General features: G+C 70.2%; 14 protein-coding genes and 4 pseudogenes. 13 read left to right on the forward strand and 5 right to left on the reverse strand.

Annotated elements, in window-relative coordinates:
• Together AB0D66_RS26785 and AB0D66_RS26790 are read left to right on the forward strand one after the other, a co-directional pair.
• The coding region (locus tag AB0D66_RS26785; protein ID WP_362308545.1) for a hypothetical protein at positions 1 to 485 on the forward strand (485 nt) is incomplete at its 5' end.
• Between the two features lie 463 nt (positions 486 to 948).
• A complete protein-coding gene (locus tag AB0D66_RS26790) occupies positions 949 to 1098 on the forward strand; it encodes a hypothetical protein (RefSeq protein ID WP_362308548.1) in 150 nt (49 codons plus the stop codon).
• 10 nt (positions 1099 to 1108) lie between these two features.
• On the opposite strand, the pseudogene AB0D66_RS26795 reads toward AB0D66_RS26790, so the two are convergent.
• Positions 1109 to 1391: pseudogene (locus AB0D66_RS26795) on the reverse strand (transposase); the annotation flags it as partial.
• Between the two features lie 425 nt (positions 1392 to 1816).
• Here AB0D66_RS26795 and AB0D66_RS26800 point away from each other — a divergent pair.
• A pseudogene (locus AB0D66_RS26800) lies at positions 1817 to 3070 on the forward strand (IS110 family transposase).
• Positions 3071 to 3090: 20 nt separating this feature from the next.
• On the opposite strand, the pseudogene AB0D66_RS26805 reads toward AB0D66_RS26800, so the two are convergent.
• From AB0D66_RS26805 to AB0D66_RS26820, 4 genes and pseudogenes are all read right to left on the reverse strand, one after another.
• Positions 3091 to 3377: pseudogene (locus tag AB0D66_RS26805) on the reverse strand (transposase); the annotation flags it as partial.
• A 111-nt stretch (positions 3378 to 3488) separates the two neighbouring features.
• A pseudogene (locus tag AB0D66_RS26810) lies at positions 3489 to 3560 on the reverse strand (hypothetical protein); the annotation flags it as partial.
• Positions 3561 to 3739: 179 nt separating this feature from the next.
• Positions 3740 to 5407, reverse strand: a complete 1668-nt coding sequence (locus AB0D66_RS26815) for a beta-1,3-glucanase family protein (protein WP_362308551.1) — start codon at positions 5405 to 5407, stop codon at positions 3740 to 3742.
• A 665-nt stretch (positions 5408 to 6072) separates the two neighbouring features.
• Positions 6073 to 7224, reverse strand: a complete 1152-nt coding sequence (locus AB0D66_RS26820; protein WP_362308554.1) for a S1 family peptidase — start codon at positions 7222 to 7224, stop codon at positions 6073 to 6075.
• A gap of 404 nt (positions 7225 to 7628) precedes the next feature.
• Here AB0D66_RS26820 and AB0D66_RS26825 point away from each other — a divergent pair, with 404 nt between their 5' ends.
• The 10 genes from AB0D66_RS26825 (at position 7629) to AB0D66_RS26870 (ending at position 20586) form a co-directional block, all read left to right on the forward strand.
• On the forward strand, positions 7629 to 7937 hold the full coding sequence (locus AB0D66_RS26825) for a GNAT family N-acetyltransferase (RefSeq protein ID WP_362308557.1): 309 nt from the start codon (positions 7629 to 7631) through the stop codon (positions 7935 to 7937).
• Between the two features lie 414 nt (positions 7938 to 8351).
• The gene (locus tag AB0D66_RS26830) at positions 8352 to 9005 is read left to right on the forward strand and encodes a hypothetical protein (RefSeq protein WP_362308560.1); all 654 of its coding nucleotides are present in this window, start codon (positions 8352 to 8354) and stop codon (positions 9003 to 9005) included.
• Positions 9006 to 9295: 290 nt separating this feature from the next.
• A complete protein-coding gene (locus AB0D66_RS26835) occupies positions 9296 to 9862 on the forward strand; it encodes an NADPH-dependent FMN reductase (RefSeq protein WP_362308563.1) in 567 nt (188 codons plus the stop codon).
• Positions 9863 to 10440: 578 nt separating this feature from the next.
• Positions 10441 to 11427, forward strand: coding sequence for an alpha/beta hydrolase-fold protein (locus tag AB0D66_RS26840; RefSeq protein WP_362308566.1), 987 nt, complete (start codon positions 10441 to 10443; stop codon positions 11425 to 11427).
• An 80-nt stretch (positions 11428 to 11507) separates the two neighbouring features.
• Positions 11508 to 13004, forward strand: a complete 1497-nt coding sequence (locus AB0D66_RS26845) for a peptidoglycan DD-metalloendopeptidase family protein (RefSeq protein ID WP_362308569.1) — start codon at positions 11508 to 11510, stop codon at positions 13002 to 13004.
• Between the two features lie 28 nt (positions 13005 to 13032).
• Positions 13033 to 15054: a family 43 glycosylhydrolase gene (locus AB0D66_RS26850; RefSeq protein ID WP_362308572.1), complete on the forward strand. Its 2022-nt coding sequence runs from the start codon at positions 13033 to 13035 to the stop codon at positions 15052 to 15054.
• 188 nt (positions 15055 to 15242) lie between these two features.
• Entirely contained in the window at positions 15243 to 16016 is a 774-nt protein-coding gene (locus tag AB0D66_RS26855; RefSeq protein WP_362308575.1) for a serine/threonine protein kinase, read from the forward strand.
• A 9-nt stretch (positions 16017 to 16025) separates the two neighbouring features.
• Entirely contained in the window at positions 16026 to 17396 is a 1371-nt protein-coding gene (locus tag AB0D66_RS26860) for a protein kinase (RefSeq protein ID WP_362308626.1), read from the forward strand.
• Between the two features lie 430 nt (positions 17397 to 17826).
• A complete protein-coding gene (locus AB0D66_RS26865; RefSeq protein ID WP_362308578.1) occupies positions 17827 to 19491 on the forward strand; it encodes a peptidase M23 in 1665 nt (554 codons plus the stop codon).
• 219 nt (positions 19492 to 19710) lie between these two features.
• A complete protein-coding gene (locus AB0D66_RS26870; RefSeq protein ID WP_362308581.1) occupies positions 19711 to 20586 on the forward strand; it encodes a glycosyltransferase family 2 protein in 876 nt (291 codons plus the stop codon).
• Positions 20587 to 20724 lie beyond the last annotated feature (138 nt).

A 20724-nucleotide genomic window follows, 5' to 3' on the forward strand; every position in this document is an offset into this window, starting at 1 on the left:
ACGATCCGGTGCGGTTCGGCCCGGCGGTGTTCCCGCCGGGGGCGCCCGTGGCGATGGCGAAGCAGGCTAACGATCTGCTGACGGCGCTGGCCGTCGACAAGGACGGCTTCCTGAACGTGGCGTGGGTGGTTGGTACGCAAGCGTGGCACGATCCGGTGCGGTTCGGTCCGGCGGTGTTCCCGCCGGGGGCGCCGGTGGCGATGGCGAAGCAGAACGACAACCTGCTGACGGCGCTGGTGGTGGACAAGCAGGGTGCCCTGAACGTGGCGTGGGTGGTCGGTACCCAGCCGTGGCACGATCCGGTGCGGTTCGGCCCGGCCGTCTTCCCGGCCGGGGCTCCCGTCGCCATGGCGAAGCAGAACGACAACCTGCTGACGGCGCTGGCGGTGGACAAGCAGGGTGCCCTGAACGTGGCGTGGGTGGTCGGTACCCAACCCTGGCACGATCCCGTGCGGTTCGGTCCGCCTGTCTTTCCGACACCGTAGCGGCCCTGGCCAGAACGAGGCCAAGGGCGCCGAGGAAGGTGCAGCTCCGGGCCGGGTGGGTGTCGAGGGACCGCATCGATACCCCCCGGCCCGGTTTACCGCAGCGCGAAGGGGGGCGGTGGGATTCTTGAGGTTGCCGACCAGCGAGGGCCTGTCCGATGGGTCGTATGAGCTGATCAGGGACGTGGCCTACTGTTCGCCGGAACGAAGAGGGATCGCATGTCACGAGATACAGCCGAGGCAGAGGCGGGGATGAAGGGGATCACGTTTCGTGCCTGGCACGGAAAGCACTACATGCCCCTGGCTGAGCTGCTGGTTCGCCTCGGCAGCTTCGGGCTGGACCTCACGTGGCGCGTCGAGTTCGACGAGATCGTCGATCCCCGCTGTGTCCAGATGGAGAGGCGGTCCGCTGACACCGGCATGGACACGTTGACACTGTTCGCTGACGACCCCCTTCCTCCAGTTGATCGATGCCGAAGCACGTGGGTTCGCCGGGGACGAGCTGGTGATCGTGCTGACCGAATTCGACAGCTCCTCGTGGGACGTCAGGGCTGTCGACGAGCGCGTACTCAGCGAACTTCGCCATCACAACCCGGGTGTCAAGGATCTCTGAACGGGGCCCTTCACTCCGGACGGAGCCATAGGCGGATCGCCACCACGGTGACCGTTCCGTGGAAGACGTACGCCCGTTTGTCGAGGCGCGTGGCGACGGCGCGGAAGTTCTTGAGCCGGTTGTTGGTCCGCTCGACCTCGTTGCGGCGGCGGTAGATCGCTTGTCGAACCCTGTGGGCCGACCGCCTTGCTGCCGCGGCGCCGGCGGTTGGCCCGCTGGTCTCTCGGCTCAGGAATCGTGTGCTTGATCTGGCGTCCGCGCAGGTGACGCCGGTTGCGGCGGGACGAGTACGCCTAATGGGAGGCGAAGGCCGGTGGGAGTTGGCCTCCGTGGGCGCGAGTCGAGCCTTCGAGTATGCCCGGGTCGAGAGCCCTGTTGACAAGACGAGGCCGGCTCGCGCCCAGCAGTCCGGGCTGGAATGTTCGGAATCAGGTGCGGTTCGTTCCGTATGAGTTCCGAAGGGGTCCTGTTGATGCGGGACGGTCCGTCGGGGGCTCTCGGGCGCTTGGCTGTTCGTAGTCCGAGCCGGTCGTGCGGATCACCTCTCAGCTCGGCCTTGAGCCTTCAGCTCTGACGCGGACCGAGGCCCGCGCGACCCGCTGGGGTTCCGAACGGCTGGTGGGATGACGTGCCTTGAGCACCTCCATTAGGGAGCACGCGCACCCTGCACAGGCTCTGACCTGGGAAAGAGTCGTCACCAAGGAGGAGCCGGATGGAGATGGCCGGATTACCGACGCCAGTGTTCTGCGGGGTGGACTGGGCCGAAGATCATCACGACATCGCACTGGTCGATGCGGGTGGACAGCAGCTCGCCAAGGTGCGGATCAGCGACGATGCCGCAGGGTTTGCCCAGCTCATGGCTGTGCTAGCCAAGCACGGTGACAGCGAGGACACCCCCATCCCGGTGGCGATAGAGACTTCCCGTGGACTACTTGTCGCCTGTCTGCGGGCCACCGGCCGACCGGTCTTCGCTGTCAATCCGCTGGCGGTCGCCCGCTACCGGGACCGCCACGCCGTCGCCCGCAAGAAGTCGGACGCCGTCGACGCCGCGGCCCTGGCCAACATCTTGTGAACTGACATGGCCGCCCACCGCCCGCTGCCGGCGGACTCCGAGCTCGTCTAGGCCATCGCCGTGCTCGCCCCGGCCCAGCAGGACGCCGTCTGGGCCCGCGGTCAGGCCCACAACAAGCTTCGCTCCCAGCCCAGAGAGTTCTATCCGGCGATCCTCGCCGCCTTCGCCCAGCACAAGCACGGCCTGTGCTCGAGGGAGGCCCGCAGCATCCTGGCCGCGGCGCCCACCCCGGCATCGGCCGCGAAGCTGACACGGAGGCGTCTGCAGTCGCTGCTGAAGCAGGCTGGCCGCGTCCGCGGCATCCAGGCCGAAGCCGAACGGCTCCACGAGGTCTTCAAGCGCGACTACCTCCACCAGCTCCCGCAGGTCGAAGCGGCTCTGGGACATCAGACTTCCGCTCTGCTCAGGCAGCTGAACCGCCTGCGACAACGCCGACCAGCTCGAAGAGGCCGTCACGCAGGCCTTTGAGGAGCATCCGGACGCACGGTCATCCGCAGCTTTCCAGGGCTCGCCGCACTGACCGGTGCCCGGGTGCTGGCAGAGATCGGCGACGACCGGACCCGCTTCGCCACCGCCGGATCCCTCAAGGCCTACGCGGGAAGCGCCCCGGTCACCAGGGCCAGCGGCAAGAGCTGCAAGGTCATGAGCCGGAGGGTCAAGAACCAGAGGCTCGCCGCCGTCGGCTACGTCTGGGCCCTCAACTCTCTCACCAGGTCGCAAGGCGCCAGAGCCCACTACGACCGACGACGAGCAGCCGGCGACCGGCACGTCGCAGCACAGCGGAACCTCTTCAACCGCTTCATGGGCATGCTGTTCCACTGCCTCCAGAACGGCCACACCTACGACGGAGCAACCGCCTTCCAGCAGTCCTCAGCAGGGCTCAAAGCAGCGACGGCTTGACGCTTATCCGCGTGGGATGTCTTGTCCGCCAGGACCACGTCCGGGGTGCTTCTGGGACGGCCGGTCTGCCGGGGCACCCTCAAGCAGGCCATCACCTGCACGAATGCGGGAGCATCGCCGGCCTGGCCCGGCGTGAGCACGAACGCGAGTGGCCTGCAGCGGCTGTCGGCGGCGAGGTGAATCTTCGTGGTCAGCCCGCCGCGGGAGCGTCCAAGGGCATGGTCGGACGGCTCGCCGGCCGGGGCCCCTTTTGCCGAACCCCGGCGGCGTGCTGGTGAGCGCGGACGATCGTGGAGTCGACAGCGACGGCCCACTTCAGGTCTCCTGCGGCGTCGGCCTGGGCGAGCAGGGCTGTGAACGCCTTCGCCCAAGTGCCGTCCGCGGCCCACATCCGCAGCCGATTGCGGGCGCCCGTCCACGACCCGAAATGCTCGGGTAGATCCATCCAGGGCGTCCCGGTGCGGTACTTGAACGCGATCGCGTCGACCACCTGCCGGTGATCCCGCCACCGCCCACCCCCGCCGGGGTGTCCGGTCCTGCAGCAGCGGCTCGATGCGTGCCCACTGGGCGTCAGTCAACGACACACATCACCCAACGATCCGATGGCCACCCCTACCAAGCCACGGCAACGACACCCACCAGCTCAGAAGGCAATCCGCTGCTGGAGTATCAGGCGAAGGAGAACCAGTTGACGTTGACGAAGTCGGCGGGCTGGCCGCTGTCGAAGGTCAGGTAGACGTCGTGGGTGCCTGTGGTGCGGCGGATGTTGGCGGGGACGGTGCGCCAGGCCTGCCAGCCTCCGGTGTTGGCGACGGCGAAGCTGCCGACCGGGGTGGCCGCGGGGCTGTCGAGGCGGACCTGGACCAGGCCGCTGACTCCGCCGCCGGCGCCGGAAGCGACACGGGCGTCGAAACGGTTGGCCCCGGTGGAGCCGAAGGCGACGGACGAGAACTTGAGCCAGTCGCCGCTGGACAGATGGCTGACGTTCGATCCGCCGCCGTTGTCGGAGCATGCCTGGACCTGTGCTCCCGATTGGGCGTTGAACGCCTCGGCCTGGATGGTGGTGAAGGCGCTGACCCCGTCGCCGGGGGCGGTGGCGGTCGGCGTCGGGGTGGGTGTGCCTCCGCCGCCGGCCACGCCGCCGACCGTGATGGTCCAGCGGCCGGGGCTGCCGGACTGCACCTTGCCCTCGAAGTCGACTCCGGCCGGATGCACGTCGTCGTACGGGAAGGCGTACCCGAGGTGGTCGGGGGTGGTCTGGTGAAGGATGCGGGCGTAGTGGTTGGTGCGCGGGCGGATGTAGAAGGTGGCGGGGTTCTCGGCGGTCGGCTGGTGCGGGTTGTCCAGCAGGGTGGTGCGGTTGAGGGCGGCGGCGAGCCGGGCGCTGAGATTGCCCATCAGGTCGTTGCCCGTGGTGAAGGGCGCGTCGCTACACGAGAAGATCGAGAGGGTCGACGGCTTGGCGAAGCTGCCGGCTCCGGGGAAGGCGAGGACGTCGCCGTTCACCCGGCCGGTGACGGTTCCCCAGGTGAACTGGGTGTCGATGCGCAGGTCGGTGGAGCGGTACTTGTTCCACACCTCGTCGACGTAACCCTCGAAGTAGCCTCGGAACAACGCGCTGTTGCCGCGGATCGCCAGATTGGGACTGAGTACGCGCAGGTCGCGGCCGCCCGCGGTGACGATCAGCCTGCTCCAGTCGCTGCCATCGGCGGCGGACTGCGCCCGCAGCGCGGCGGCGACCCGGGACAGCCCGTCGGCGGGCAACCCGCGTACTGTCTGGGTGCCCTGTCCGGTCTCCAGCTGGAAGGCGATCGGCAGCGACACCATGTCGACGAACGTGATGTTGGCGTACAACTGCTCGCTGTTGAAGGTGAATTCGCAGAAGTCGTGAGGGACGTTCGCGTTGGGGTCGGTGGGGTTGCTCACCGACGGTAGAGCCAGGCCGCCGCCGCGGTTCATCAGGAAGGTGAGTTTCGCGCCGACGGAGAAGTAGATGCGGCCGCTGTACAGGCGCGGCAGTGTTACCCTCCGTGCCCCGGAGCCGGACGCGTTGAGCGGTATGGCGCAGTCGACCCCGAGCGGGGTCTGATCGTTGGCCGGGGCCGGCGGGTGGTACAGGCTGGAGCCGTTGGCCTGGATGAAGGCCCAGTTGCCGCCGGCCGCGGGGTCGCGGCCGAGCACGTAGGCGTACACGGTGCTGTTGCCGGTGGTGTTGACCAGGTCGAGGGGGAGCGTGGGGGTGGTGGACGCGTTGGCGTTCGCCTCGAACCAGGCGGCCGCGGCGGGTACGGCCAGGGCCAGGCCGGCTGTCGCGGCGAGGAGTTTTCTGCGGGGCATTGTTCGCTGGTGGCGAGCCGTCACGGTAAGGATCCGTTCTTCGTGAGGGGAGGGGGCAAACGGGGGAGGGGGAGGGGAAGGGGAAGGGGAAGTGACTGGTCGGTCAGCCGACCAGCCACTTCTGGGCGCCGTCCGCGGTGGAGCAGCCTGCAGCGTCCAGGCACCTACCGAGACGCGATGTCACCCGACGGCAGCGAGTATCACGAAGAGGTGACTGTCATGGCAACGTCAGGCGCCCGTCCTTACGTGCCTCTGAGCTGCGGTTTTCTCTTGTGCTCTCCGGCTTAACACGCGCTTAGGGCTGGCTTGAAGCAGGGAGGAGGGATCGGAGCAGCCCCTGATCGTCGGCTGGACGGCCGCTGCGGGTACCTGCAGCCGTACGGACTGTGCGCGCATGGGCACGAGATCGGCTCCCACGGACGGTCCCTCGTCCAGGAGCAGGTGCCCGGCGCCGCGCAGCCTGTCGACCATGGGACCGGCATGGTCTGCGACGTCAGGTGCACGGACCTGCTTCGGCTGGGCCGCACGGCTTGGCACTGACGGCCGGTCGGTCGAGGCGCCCCTGGGGGCGCCTCGACGAGAAGCCCCTTCAGCCCTGGCCGGCAGCCATGCAGCGGTTCCTCCCCGGTGCTCAAGCTCGGAAGGACCCGTTTGCCGTGCCGACCTCAGGCGGTGTGCAGCGTCAGCCCGTAGCGGTTGAGGATCTCGTTGATCGGCTGAAACCACGTCTGGCCGCCGGACGAGCAGTTGCCCCAGCCGCCGGAGGTGACGCCTTGGGCCTGGTCGCCGCTGAGGAACGAGCCGCCGGAATCGCCGCCCTCGGCACAGACGCTGGTCTTCGTCATCTGGTGGACGGCGCCCTGGCTGTAGTTGACGGTCTCGTTCTTGGCGAGGACGGTGCCGCAGCGCCAGTGCGTCGTGGACCCCGACCGGCAGATCGAGGCGCCCACGGGCGCTTCGGCGGAGCCGCGTACCAGCTGGTCCGGGATGGCGCCCCAGCCGAGTACCACCGGTACGGTCCACCAGCCGCTGTGAATACCGACGTACGCGTAGTCGTTGCCGGGGAACGAGGAGCCCTGGAAGGTGCCCATCGCGGACCCGTCCCAGCCGCGCACAGCGGCCCCCGCCTGGCCACAGTGCCCCGCCGTCACGAAGCCGCCGTACACGGAGAAGCCGATCGAGCAGCGGACGTTACCGGTGTAGTACGGGTCGCCGCCGACGGTGCCGGCGGCGTACGTACGGGGCGCCTGCGCCGTTTCGGCGACGGTGATGGGACCGTCGGCTCCGGCGCGGTCGATGAAGGCCCGTACGGCGGGGGTTTCCCGCTCCGTGCGTACGACCGTGATGACCACGCTGTCGGTCCGCGGGTCGACGTGCCAGCCGGCCACACCGGCGGGGGCGCGAAGCGTGTCGAGGCGTGCTTTGGCGCGGTCCAGCTCGGCGGCGCCATGCCGGACGAGCCGCGTGTCGGCGCCCAGGGCCCGCACCTCGGCCTCCTCCGCGCGGTCGGTCACCGCGACGACGAGCCGGCCGGTGGAGGGCTCGAACCACGAGCCGCCGTACGCACTACCCGCGGTCTGCCGCGCGATCTTGTCCAGGGCGGCGGCGGCCCTTTCTGCAGTCAGGCGTTCCTCGGCCTGGGAAGCGGTGAGCCCGAGGTCCCGGCGCATCGCGTCGAGCAGTCCGGCGGAGGCGGACGGCGCCGCCACGGGCTCCGGAAGTTGGACGGCGCTCGCCACGCCAACATGGGAGGCACCCAGGCCAACGGTCAGGAGCAGGGCGGCGACGGCGGTACGCAGGGGGGCGGGGCGTTTCACGAGACCTCCTGTTGTGGGGAGTTGAACGCTTGAGAGCGCTCTCAGAGAGTGTCGCGCGTTACGTTAGTCGACCCTGCTTGTCAGGTCCATACCAGATGCCGGCCGTAGGGGTGGGACCCCGCGAGACCCTCTCCGGGTGTCGCTGGGGGAGGGCGGTCGCTTCCAAGTGCTCCAGGACCGTCACGTCTCCGCGCACGGAGGCGGTCGTCGTCGGGAAAGAAGCTTGTGCTGATGCGGTGCGTGAACAGAATCAGGCATGCAGATCCTGTCCTTCCCCGAGGAAGCCGCGCCTCCCAAGCTGCGCGCCCAGGTGCTGAAGATCCAGCATCAGGCCTGGCCGTCCCGACGGCGACGGCCCTGCACGGAGTGCGCCGACCCACGCCCCGGAGCTGCGGCCATGGTCGATGCTTCTCGTGGACGGGGGCAGGGTTCTCGCCGCGCTGGACATTCTGTTCAAGGAGATCGAGCATGCCGGTCAGCGTGATGCCGCCGGTGGGTTGAGCACGATGGTGACGCGTCGAGAGGTACGCGGTCTGGGGCATGGGCGGCGCCTGGCTGCAGCGGCCAAGGAACTGATGATCGCCCGGAATCTGGACTTGGGACTGTTCACCTGCGACCGCCCGCTCCAGGCGTTCTATGAGAGCGCGGGTTGGCACCTTCTTCCGGGAACGGCGCTGATCGGAGGAACGCCGCGTGCTCCCTTCCCCCAGTGACCAGCCCGGCTTCGACAAGGTCACCATGGCGGACTTCTTCTCGGCCACAGGCAGGCACGCGCAGGCGTCGTTCCAACACACCCGCATCGGGCTGTACCCAGGAGAGAGGGACAAGCTCTGGTGACGCCAAGGTGTCGTCCCGACTGGCATCTGCAGCCGCGGTCCGGGTGCTTGTGGTGATGGACGCGTTATGGCTACAAGCACCGGTGAGTCTCCTGTGCTTCCCGATGTGACGGCGGCTTCGGGCGCGAACCGGGGCCGGCTCCGGGGTGCCTGACGGGTCGCAGAAGTGGCCTTTCGCGGCCCGGGGCCAGCCCTCTGAACGCGTCTCTGAACAGCGAATGAGATCATGAGGGCCGGAAACGCCGCCATGCGGCGACGCGGGGGAAAGGCCAGAGCGTGACTCAGGGGCGGATGACGTACAACGTGCGGTACGGGACGTCCTTGCCCGTCGTCTCCTGCCACGGCGACGGCGCGGGAGGCGAACGGTATGTCGCCATCGGGCTGCTGCGCCGAACGCCCGAGAGCCGCGGCGGCGCCGAACACCCCTCCGCCCGTACCTTCGAGGTCGTCGGTGAGGACGGGACCGCGACCGCCCGGGTGTCGACGGAGGAGACAGGCTCGTACGTGAGCGGACGCCCCGCCGTGTACCGGGTGGACGACCCGTACGGTGCCCCGCTGGGCCGGATCACGTACCGACGCGGACGCGCCCTTCGCGGCGCCCGCGCACGCTGGACCGTCGAATCGGTGACCGGACATTCCGTACGCGGCTTCCGTGGGCGTCTGTTCTGGTGGGCGATGTGGTGGCCCGTCGGCCTGCCCGTGAGCCTGATATGGCTGATCATGTCCCTGCTCGGCGAGGGCGACGACGGTTTCGGCAAGCCGCGCAGAGTGATCTGGCGCGACTCCTCCCGCCGGGCACACCTCGTCTTCCGGGGAGTTGCGGACGAGTACCGGGTCCTCGACGGGAGCTGGGACCCCCGGTTGGTGGCCGCGCTGCTCGGACTGCACCAGTCGTACGACCCGTCGGAAGGCAGCGGCGAGAACGGCTGGTACGCCAGGCCCTGAGCTGCAACGGCACGCTCCGCAACTGGTACACGCCGCAGTACAGCACCAACTCCCGTGCCAAGGCAGAGCTCGTCGCCGAGAAGAACTACCGGAAGCTGCCTTCCGGCGTGAAGGCGGCCGAGCTCCTCAGCGGTGACGGCACCGGCTCCGTCAAAGGCTCCGGCATCCTCGTTAGGCAGCACTTGAGACATGCGAAAGCCCGTTCCATGGCTCCCGGTCGGACCGGACCCCAAGTCAGCGATCAGAGGGCGCCCAGGGTCCGGCCCGGCCCGGGTCGGTAGGGTGGTGAGGTGTCTTCGCTGCCTCTGATCCTCCTGCTGTCCGGAAGCCTGCGGGCTGGCTCGTCGAACGATGCGGTGTTGAGCACCGCGCAAGCCGTGGCCCCTTCGCACGTGCGCACCGCCGTGTACGAGGGCTTGGCGGCGCTTCCTCATTTCAACCCCGACGATGACACCGATCCGCTACCGGGGCCTGTGGCCGAGATGCGGGCGGCGGTCGCGGATGCTGCCGCGGTCTTGATCTGCACTCCGGAGTACGCGGGTACCCTGCCCGGCTCGTTCAAGAACCTGCTGGACTGGACGGTCGGCGGCACCGAGATCTGCGACAAGCCCGTGGCGTGGGTGAACGCTGCCGCAACCGGGCGTGGCCAGGGTGCGGAAGACACGCTGCGCCTGGTACTCGGCTATACCGGGGCCGCCATAGTGGAATCGGCCTGCGTCAGCATTCCAGTGGTCTCGCAGATGATCGGCACGGACGGACTCATCACCGACCCGGCGGTGCGGGAGCAGATCGGCACGGTGCTCGCCTGCCTGGTGGAAGCGTACGAAGGAGTCACAGGGCGCGACCCCCGGGGATAGCGCCGACTGGATTCCGAGGCGGAAGGCGGATGTCTGCGCCCCGCCACCGGCCACGCACCGCGACGTGCTGCCGGTCAGCGGGGCGGCAGCGAACTGGCCGGCGCCGACGACCTCGAGGAGAGCGATGCGTTCGGCGGTGCCGCTGCCGACAGCAGAGGTGGGGTCGGCAGGGCCGCCCCATGCGTCCTTTCAGACACCTGCTCCTCAAGGCGTACCGGATCGTTGTTGCGTGGGGACGTGCGTGGCTCACCGACCGGATGCGGGGTACCGCAGGCCCGATGCTGCCCGCTCGCATCTGGGACGGAATGCCCTGGCACTTCGGGGGCGGGCGCGGTCAGGGCAGCGGTCCGGTTCCACCAACGTTTCGGCCACGCCACGGCACTACAGCGGCCCGCCCCGGGCGCCGCCCGCGTGCCCCCGTACGGCGCCGCGCGACGTCGATAGCGCCCGCGAGTCGTGTCTGTCAGTCCGTAAGGTTCCGGATACCCCTGTCCGGCAGCCGGCGCTAGCTTCCGAAGCGGCGCCGCCGCCGGGACGGCGGCCGGATGCCCAGCCACGCTCGCCCACAGGAGGTCACCGTGACCGCGCAGAACCCCACCCGCAGGAGCATTCTCAGGTACGCCGGCGGATTGACAGCCGCAGCGTCCCTGGGGGCCGGAGGCGTCCTCGCGGCGGCGCCGACGGCCGCGGCCGTCGGTGACGGCTTCGGCCTGCGCATCGTGGAACGCAACGAGAACGATCACCGGATGTGGTACTACCGGTTCCAGACCGCCGCGATCGGCTGGAACCCCGCGGTCAACGTGCTGCTGCCCGACGGCTACCACACCAGCGGACGCCGTTACCCCGTCCTCTACCTGCTGCACGGCGGACAGCAGGACTTCATCACCTTCGACGCGCATCACAACATCCGGGGCCTGACCGCCTGGAAGGACCTCATCGTCGTGATGCCGGACGGCGGACGCGCGGGCTGGTACTCCAACCCCGTCAGCTCCGGCGTCGGCCCCCGGGACTGGGAGCACTTCCACATAGCGCAGCTGCTGCCGTGGATCGATGCGAACTTCCGTACGTACGCGGAGTACGACGGCCGCGCCGTATCCGGGTTCTCCATGGGCGGCTTCGGTGCGCTGAAGTACGCGGCCAAGTACTACGGCCACTTCGCCTCGGTGAGTGCCCACTCCGGCCCCGCCGACTTGCGCGGACCCCACGGCGACATCGTGACGCACTGGGCCAACGCCTCCTCTGCCGCCGTGGAGTTGGGCGGTGGCACGGTCTACGGGGTGCCGTGGGACCAAGCGCGGGTTAGCGCCGACAATCCGATCGAGCGCATCGAGAGCTACCGGCACAAGCGGGTCTTCCTGGTAGCCGGCACCAGCCCCGATCCGGTCAGCTGGTGGGACCAGGCCAACGAGAGGACGGTGCTCGCCACCCAGCGGGATTTCCGGTACCACCTCGGCCGCGTGGGCATTCCGCACGAGTGGTACGAGCTGGACGGTGGCCACTTCGTCCGCGGTGACATGCTGGAGCGCGACATCAACGGCGTCATCGCGCGCCTGCGCAAGGCGTGACGGGAGGACGTCACGTGTTGCTCGGTCTTTCCCGACACCTCACCGGACATCTGTCGAGACGTGCCGTCGGTGCGCTTCTCGTGGCGACTGCGACCCTGCTGCCGGGGCTCGCGGCTGCGACGCCGGCAGAGGCGCAAGCTGCCTCCGCCGTGACCCCGGCCCGGGCGGCAGCCTTCGCGGCCGCCTGCCCGACCACCGGTTTCATCTCCCAGCACTACAGCCGGGAGCACAACGGCATTGATATCGCCGACGACCGGGGTACCCCGATCTACGCGGTGGGCGACGGCGAGGTGACCGTCTCGGGGTACGACTCCACCGGCTACGGCCAGTGGATCCGCATCCTTCACCCCGACGGCACCATCACCGAGTACGGGCACATGTACCAGCGGGACGTCCAGGTGGGTGCCCGTGTGGTTGCCGGCCAGCAGATCGCGTTGATGGGCAGCGAGGGCCAGTCCAGCGGTCCCCACCTTCACCTGCGGGTCTGGGGGAACCCCGGTGCGAGTGTGCGCGTCGACCCGATCCCCTACCTGGCGGAACGCGGCATCACGATGCCCTGCACACCTGGCACCGGTCCCCGTCCCGCGCCGTTGGTGCATCCGGCGGAGTCTGGCCGTGTGGTGTCGGCGCGGTCGGCGGACGGACGCCTCGAGGTGTTCGCCGCCGGGGCCGACGGCGTCCACCACGCGTGGCAGGAGAGTGCCAACGGGTCCTGGTCCCCATGGGAGCCCCTCGGCGGACCGGCCGGCGCGGAACTCGCGATCGGGCCGAACGCGGATGGTCGGCTCGAAGTCTTCGCGCTCAACGGCGAGGTCTTCCAGCACCGTTACCAACTGCAGCCCTCGGGCGGCTGGTCCGGCTGGGAGCCGTTCGGCGGCGGCGGGCGCGACATCGCCGTCGGCGCCAACGGTGACGGCCGCCTCGAAGTCTTCGCCTCCGGCCCCGACGGCGTACTGCACCGATACCAGAACGCACCCAACAGCGGCTGGTCGGGCTGGGAGTCCACCGGCGGCGGACCCGCCAACAGCCGCATCGAGATGGAGAAGTCGGGGGACGGACGACTGGAGGCCTTCGCCCTCAACGGCGAAACGTTCCAACACGTGTACCAGACGACCATCAACGGCGGCTGGTCCGCCTGGCGATCCTTCGGCGACGGCGGACACGACCTGACCCTGGACCACAACCAGGACGGCCGCCTGGAGGTCTTCGCGTCCGGACCCGTCGGCGTCTTCCACCGATACCAGACCAGCCCCACCAGTTGGTCGGGCTGGGAGCAGTTCGGCGGCCCCGTCGACTCCCAATTGACCAGCCAGCGAAGCGCCGACGGCCGTGTCGAGGTGTTCGCCGTTAACGGCAGCGAAGCCCGGCACCTCTGGCAGACCGACGTGAACGCCCCCTATAGCCCCTGGGAGTCCTTCGGCGACGGCGGCACCGAGATCACCGCCACCGCCAACGCCGACGGTCGCATCGAGGTCTTCGGAACCAACCCCACCGGGGTGTACCACCGATGGCAGACCGGATTCTCCGCCTGGTCCGGCTGGACCTGGCTGACTACCTCGGGGCCACCCGTCAACTGAGCCGTCCGGATCGACCTGGAGCAGTTCCGTGCATCCGATCAGCAGGCGTCGCCTGCTGCGGGCGGCCGGAGCGGGAGCCCTCGTGCTCCCGCTCACCGGCCGTGCCGCGGCCGTTGCCTCCGCCAGTGGCCCGGCACCCCGCCCATGGGTGGGCGCCGGCTCCTTCACCCACGTCCACGACCCGTCCGTACCCGGCCGGCGCCGCTACCTCAACGACCACACCCTGATCCGGGGGAACGGCCGGTGGCACCTGTTCAGCATCGTCGGGGACAGCGCGGCGCCGGGCCAGGCACCGGACAGCGCCGCCGAGGTCGCCTTCGCGCATGCCTCCGCCCCCGACCTGTACGGCCCGTGGACCGCCCACGCCGACGCGCTGACCGTCGCCCCGGCCTATCACGGCGAGGAGCACCTGTGGGCCCCGCACGTCATCGAAGCCGCAGGCACGTACTGGATGTTCTACGCCGCCGGCGGCAGTTCGGGGGCCGCGATCAATCTGGCCACCTCCACCGACCTGTTCACCTGGACCCGTGCGCCGTCGGGGCCGCTGTTCCGGGGGCTCGCCGCACGTGACCCCATGGTCGTGCGGATCGGCGGCGAGTGGGTCATGTACTACACCGAGCTCTCCGCCGCCGACGGCCGCCACCTGGTCTGCTACCGCCGGTCCGAGGACCTGCTGCACTGGAGCGAGCCCGGCATCGCGTACGCCGACCAGATCACCGACGCCGCCGGGGTCTCCGTCACCGAGTCGCCCTTCGTGGTCGAACGCGACGGCTGGTTCCATCTGTTCATCGGGCCCAGGGGAGGGTACGACGGCACCGACGTCCTCGCCTCCCGGGACCCGTTCCGCTTCACCCTCGACGGATACGCGGGGCACGTGCCCGGTCACGCCGTCGAACCGGTCACCGACGGGCACCGGTGGTACGCCTCCGCCGCGGGCTGGTTCCGCCGCGGCCTGTACCTGGCCCCGCTGGACTGGCGGGACACGCCACCCCCGTGGCAGAGCCCCGACAACCCGGTCGCCGCTCTCGACGTCCGCGACCACCTGACCCTGTTCGCCCTCGACGCGGGTGATCGTTCGATGCTGCGGCGCGTCCAGCTCGACCCGGGCGCCGACACCTGGTCGGACTGGGAGCCGTTCGGCGGACCGGCCGGCGCGGTCCCCACGCTCGGCCGCAACGCCGACGGCAGGCTGGAGGTGTTCTCCCTCTCTTCCGGCGGCGCCAACCTGCACCACCGGGTGCAGCGATCGGACGGCGGCTGGCACGACTGGGAGGAGTTCGGAGGCCCGGCCGGGGCCGCCCCGGCCGTCGCCCGCGACGCCGACGGCCGGCTGGAGGTCTTCGCGCCGAGCCCCGGCGGCGGTGTCATCGCCCGGCGGCGGCAGCGAATGCCCGGGGCCCGGACCTGGGAGCCGTGGGACGCCGGATTCGGCGGCCCGGCCGCCGCCCCGCCCGTCGTCGCGGTGAACGCGGACGGTCGTCTGGAGGTGTTCGCCCTGGCGCCCGGCGGCGCGGAGATCCGCCACCGGTGGCAGTGGGCGCCGGGCGGCGACTGGTCCGCTTGGATCCGGTTCGGCACCGCGGCCGGCGCGGCTCCGCGAGTGACGCGCGACGGCAGCGGCCGGCTCACCGTCGCCGCGATCGCCCCGTCCGGGGTGGCCTCCTTCCACCGCAGTCAGACGCAACCGAGCGGCGGTTGGGGTGACTGGCGGCCGCTGTTCGGTTGGTCGGCAGCGGCCCCGCTGCTCGTTCCCAGCGCCGATGGCAGGCTGGAGGCGTTCGCCCTGGCCCCCGGCGGCGACCGGCTCGATCACCGCTGGCAGACTGCCCCCGGCGGCGGCTGGGACACCGGCGCGGAGTTTGGCGAACCCGGCGTCGTACTCGCCGGCACACCGTCCGCCGCGGCCGACGCGACCGGGCGGCTCCATGTCTTCGCGGTGACCGCCGAAGGCCGGATACGCACCCGCGTGCAGGTGCGCCCGAGCAGCGGCTGGCAGCCTTGGACCTCGTTCGGCGACCGGGTCGTGGCACCCCTGAGGCCAGGGCCCTGAGGTCAGGGGCCCTGAGGCCTAGGGCCCCTGAGGTCAGGGGCTCCCACTGCGTGAACGCCGCCGTACGGTGTGAGGCCGTGCGGCGGCGCGAAACGTGACGTATGCCACCCGGTGGACCCCCGCGCGCAGACGGTACCGTTCGTTGTATCGGGCAACGGCGGGGGACGTGGCGTGGGGGGAGCGGACCGTTGAGTGGGATCGTCGTGCACCTGGTGGAAGCGGGCGAAGGTGGCCCGGCGACCCTCAGGCTCGGGCCGGGGCAACGCGCGCGGTTCGGCCGCGGCTCGTCCACTACGCCCGTCGAACTCCGCTTAGCCGACGCGACGGTCTCCCGTCTTGCCGGCGAGATCCACGCGACTGACGATCATTGGCAGTTGAGCAACTTCAGCGCCACCCACAGCTACCTGGTGCAGAACCCGGAAGGGGCGGGGGAGTACCTACGCGTTCCGCCGCGCCGGGCCGGAGCGCCCATCCCGTTCGAATTCTCCCGGGTGGTGCTGCCCTCACGCCGCGACACCCCCGTCTTCTTCCAGGTGTTCGCCCCCGACCACGTGTATCTCGACCCGCGTGCCATGGTCGGGTCCGGGGAGAGCCGCACCCTGACGGCGTACTCCCTGGACGAGACCGCCACCTACTTCCTGGTGCTCGTCGCGCTCTGCGAACCCTGGCTGCGTGATGACCGCTGGCCCGTCGCGGTGCCGACCACGCCCCAGATCGTCGAGAGGCTCCGCGGACATGCCGCGTGCGCCAGGCTGACCGCCCGCGCGGTCAGTTCGCACATCGACTACCTCGCCGACGAGAAGCTGCGGGTGCAGGCCCCCGCCCCCGACGGCGCCGGACGGGCGGACCGCAGGAACGGCAAGCGCGAGGCGGTCGTCGGGGTCGCGCTGAAGTTCGGCATCATCAGAGAGGAGCACCTGGCGCTGCTGCCGCCGCGAAACCAGCCCGCGGCCGGGCGGTAGGCCGTGGCGATCCTGCACCGCCGGGCCACCTCGTGGGGCAGTGGCCGCTCCGAACTCCTGCCCCGCGGGCACCGCGTGGGCGACTGGGTCGTCGACGAGCCGATCGGCGCCGGAGGCTGGGCCACCGTCTACGCAGCACGGCCGACGGGCGGGCCGGAGGGACCTGAGGTCGCCCTCAAGGTCATGCCGACCGCCGGACTCGCACCCCGCCAGGCCCGCGACGTGGCCGAAGCCGCCCGCCGCGAAGTCGAGGTCGGCCGCAGGGCGCAGCACCCCAGGCTCGTCAGGCTCCTCGACACCCTCGTGCTGAGTACACCGGACCAGCCACTCCTCGACGGCGCGATCGTCCTCGTCATGGAACGGGCCACGTGCAGCCTGCGCGAGCTGCTCGCGACGGGGATCACCGAAAGCGAGGGGAGCCGGATCGTCACCGGCATCTGCGAGGGCCTCGCCCACCTGCACCGTACCGGCTGGATGCACACCGACCTCAAGCCCGAGAACATCCTCCTCCACCAGGACGGCGAGGTGAGGCTCTCGGACTTCGGCTTCGCCATCGAACTCAGCGGCACGCACGGCTACGCGCCCCCCATGGGTACCCCGGACTACCTTCCCCCCGAGCGGTGGCGGCAGCCACTGGGGGAGCAGGGCGTCCAAGTCAGGGCGACGGCCGACATCTGGGCACTCGGGATCGTGATCCACGAGGTGTTCGCCGCCGGGGCCTCGCCGTTCCCCGGGGCGACGCCCGCCGCGCGGAGCGCCGCCGCACAGGAGTACGCCGAGGGCCGGGCCCCGCTGCGGATGGACAACGCCGTGCCTGAGTTCTGGCGCGCGATGATCGCCGACTGCCTCGCCCCGACCCACGCCGCCCGGGCCGTGCACACGGCCGAAAGCCTGTTGGAACGGATCCGGGCCGCCGCCGTGCATCCCGGCCGTCGGCCGCCACGCCCCCGCTTCCGTACCGGGCTCCTCGCCACCCTCCTCGCTCTCACCGCGTCTTCGACGACGGCGGCCGCGCTGTGGTGGCCCCGGGACGAGGACGGCTCCGCCCAAGGACGGGCCGCCGTACGGGTGTACAACGCCGAACGGGAGTGCCAGGGCCGGGAGGACCGCGCCCTCCTCTGCAGCCTGGGCCTCGCGAAAGACCCGCGTCGGCCCTACACGGCTGAGAACGTCGTAGCCACCCGGGTGTGGCACGGCGACGTGCTTGAAGCGGAATGCCGGCTGCGTGACGGCCGGCCCATCATCGACGAGGCGGACCTGCACTCCACCGTCTGGTTCCGCATCCGCCTCCCCGGCCCGGACGCGGAGTCCACGGCCTGGCTGCCCGCCGTCCGCACAAGGGACCGTCCGGAACTCCCTGGGTGCACCATGCCGCTCTAGATGTGTTGCCCGGAGAGGTTGGTGACGCGGCCGGCGGGCAGGACGTGCCCGGCGTCCAGGGATCCGGGCACGTCGACGCCCGCTCGAGGATGCCTGATCCGCTAGCGGGTGTCACTCCGGATCGTTCCGGATGCCCTGCCCAACACACCCCCCGCTACCTTGTCGACGGCGCCCGCAAGACCGACCCGTCCGGCCCCCGGGTGAGCAGCGATGCCGACGACGTCACCACCGACCGCCTTGCCACCACCGTGCTCAGGCGTCAGGAGTGCCTGATGCTCCCCGCCGGAAGTTGCCGGTTCCTCGCTCGGGTCGGATGACACCTGTGCCTCCGCCCATGTCGCGGAGCTGACAGCCGCGGTGTCCGCCCTGTCGGTGCGCGCCCACTCATATCCGCACCGAGTTCGGAATTGACGACGGAAGGCCACTCTTCATGGCAAGAACCAGCCTATTGCGCATACTCACCACACTGGTCTGGGCGGCCGGCATATGGGCGTTGCTCATCGCGACGACCGCCTCGGTCGCCGTCGCCCAACCCGGTCCCGATCCGCGGCCGGGGGAGAACGAACTGACCGGCGTCTCGCGGTACTTCGCCGGCCCGCAAGGCATGGCCATCCCGACCGCGCCGTGTGATCCGGCCGGTCCGTCGGCTCTTGACGGCGTGATGGCCGACCAGCTCAACCCGCAGTTGAACGCCAAGATGGCCGGCTACCTCAACGCATACAAAATATCCTGCGCGCGGATGGTCACGCAGGCGGTGAAGGACCGGGGACTGAACCCGCGGGCCGCGGCCATCGCCATCGCCACGATCATCGTGGAAACCAGCATGAACAACTACTCCGAGGCCGTCGACCACACCAGCATCGGGCTCTTCCAGCAGCAGGACTGGTGGGGCAGCCGGGAGCAGCGTCTGAACCCGGCCTACGCCACCAACGCCTTCCTCGACGCGATGGAACGGCTGTATCCGAACGGCTCGTGGAACAACGCGCCGATCGGCGACGTGTGCTGGCGCGTGCAGCAGCCGCGGGAAGACCTGCGCCACCTGTACGGGATCGAGGCGGGCGACGCCACGCTGATAGCCAACGCCCTGTGGTCCGACAAGAAGGGCGGCCCCCGGCACCCGTACGCCGCTGGTCGGGTCGTCTCCGGGCAGTCCGCGGACGGGCGACTCGAGGCCTTCGCCGCCGGTGCCGACGGCGTGTACCACGCGTGGCAGACCGAGGTGAACGGCGCTTGGTCGCCGTGGAGGCTCGCGGGTGGTCCGCGCGACGCCCAACTGGCGGTCGCGGCCAACGCGGACGGTCGGCTGGAACTGTTCGCGCTGTCGGCCGGCACTTTCGAGCACATGTGGCAGACCGGGCCCAGCGCCGGGTGGTCGTCCTGGCAGAACTTCGGCTCCGGCGGACACCGGCTGGCGGTGGGCAACAACCCCGACGGCCGGATCGAGGTGTTCGCCTCCAACGCCGACGGAGTCTTCCACCGCTGGCAGACCGCGCCCAGCGGAGGCTGGGACAGGTGGGAGGGCACCCACGGCGGCCCGCCCAACGCGCGCCTGGCCATGGAGAACGCGCCCGACGGGCGACTCGAGGTCTTCGCGCTGTCCGACTCGAAGTTCGAACACCTGTACCAGACCGGTGTCGACGGCGGATGGTCCTCCTGGGAGGACTTCGGCACCGGAGGACACGCCGTCACCGCCAGCCACAACCAGGACGGCCGGGTCGAGGTGTTCGCCTCCAACGCAGAGGGCGTGTTCCACCGCTGGCAGACCAGCCCGACGTCGTGGTCGGAGTGGACCGGCACCGGTGGGCCCCGAAACGCCGAACTCGCCACGTCGCGCTCGGTCGACGGCAGGGTGGAGGTGTTCGCGATCAACGCCACCACGGCGAGCCATGCCTGGCAGACCGGTCCGAACGCGCAGTTCTCGCAGTGGGAGACCTTCGGTGGCGCCGGCACGGCGGTCGGCACGGCCAACAACGCCGACGGTCGCATCGAAGTCTTCGGAACGAACAGCACCGGCGTCTACCACCGGTGGCAGACTGGCTTCGCCACTTGGTCACGATGGGAATGGCTGAACGACTCCGGCCCCGCGATCACCTAGGTTCCCCCGCTCGGTCAGCGTCGCACCCGGACGGGAATGCCGACGAGATGCAGTGCGGCCCGGTGGGCACCGGCGGGCTCGTCGGTTCGGATGGCCAAACCGCGCCGCTGCTCAGCCCATCCGAGGACTGCACCAGGAGCAGATCTCTGTATGCGGCAACCGTGCCGGACCAGGCGCAACTGAAGCGGCCGGCCCTCTCCTGAAGGAGCCGGCCGCTTGATGTCCGTCAGCCGGCGGGCGGCCATCGGCTGGGTGATCGGCTCTCCAGTGGTGTACGTCAGGCCGTGGTCACGGCGCAGCTGTAGGGGGAGGAGCCTGAGCCGGTGTAGGCCTCGGTGTCCAGGTAGTAGGTGCCGGTGCCGTGGCGGCCCTGGTGAAAGTGACGGCCTCGTCGGTGCCGGCGCCGTCGTTGGTCGAGCGCACGAGGGTACTGCCGGTGGAATCGAGCAAGTACAGGTCGGCGTCGTAGGCGTCCGGGACCGCGCACTGGACGCTGCGCTTCTGGTCCGAGGCGAGGGAGATCCCCACCGGCCTGCTCCCGCTGTGGCAGCACCTCGAATACGTCATGAACTTCGGCCTGGAGCGCCGCCTGTTCGACCTCGCCGGAGCCAGCCCACCGTCCCCGGTGCGACCGGCGCCTTCCGCCGCACAGCCCTCGCCTCCTGCGACGGAATCAGCGCCGACACCCTTGCCGAGGACACCGACATCGCCATGGCCCTGTGCCGTCAGGGCTGGCGCGTCGTCCACCGCGGCGAGGCCCACCCCCTCACCCACGTCCCCACCCCCGCCCGGGGACTGTGGCACCAACGCCACCGCTGGGCCTACGGCACCCTGCAGCCATCTGGAAGCACCGCCACGCCGTCAAGGAAACCGGCACCGCCGGCCGCCTGGGCCGCCTTCTGCCTCGCCCAACTCGCCCTCGCCGCCTACGCCCTGCGCACGGACGACGGCCCGTCGCGCTGTTCTCCGCCCGAGGCCTGGTCTTCTCGATCGGCCGTTACGAAGGCAGGCTGCTGGTACATCGGTCCGAGGGAGGCCCGCCCAAGGCGTACCCTTTCTGCGTCTACGTGTCCTCCGATGATGCGGCCTACTTGAGCGACCCGAAGAGGTCCGGCTTTCAGCTCTACAGGAACGATCACCCGGGTACCCCGCGCGAGCACAAGGGCTGCTACATCTCCACAGCGACGGGCAGAGGCACCGACACGGGGCCCCGTGAGGGGCCGGTGGCGACCT

Source organism: Streptomyces sp. NPDC048270 (genome assembly GCF_040652335.1).
Taxonomy (GTDB): domain Bacteria; phylum Actinomycetota; class Actinomycetes; order Streptomycetales; family Streptomycetaceae; genus Streptomyces.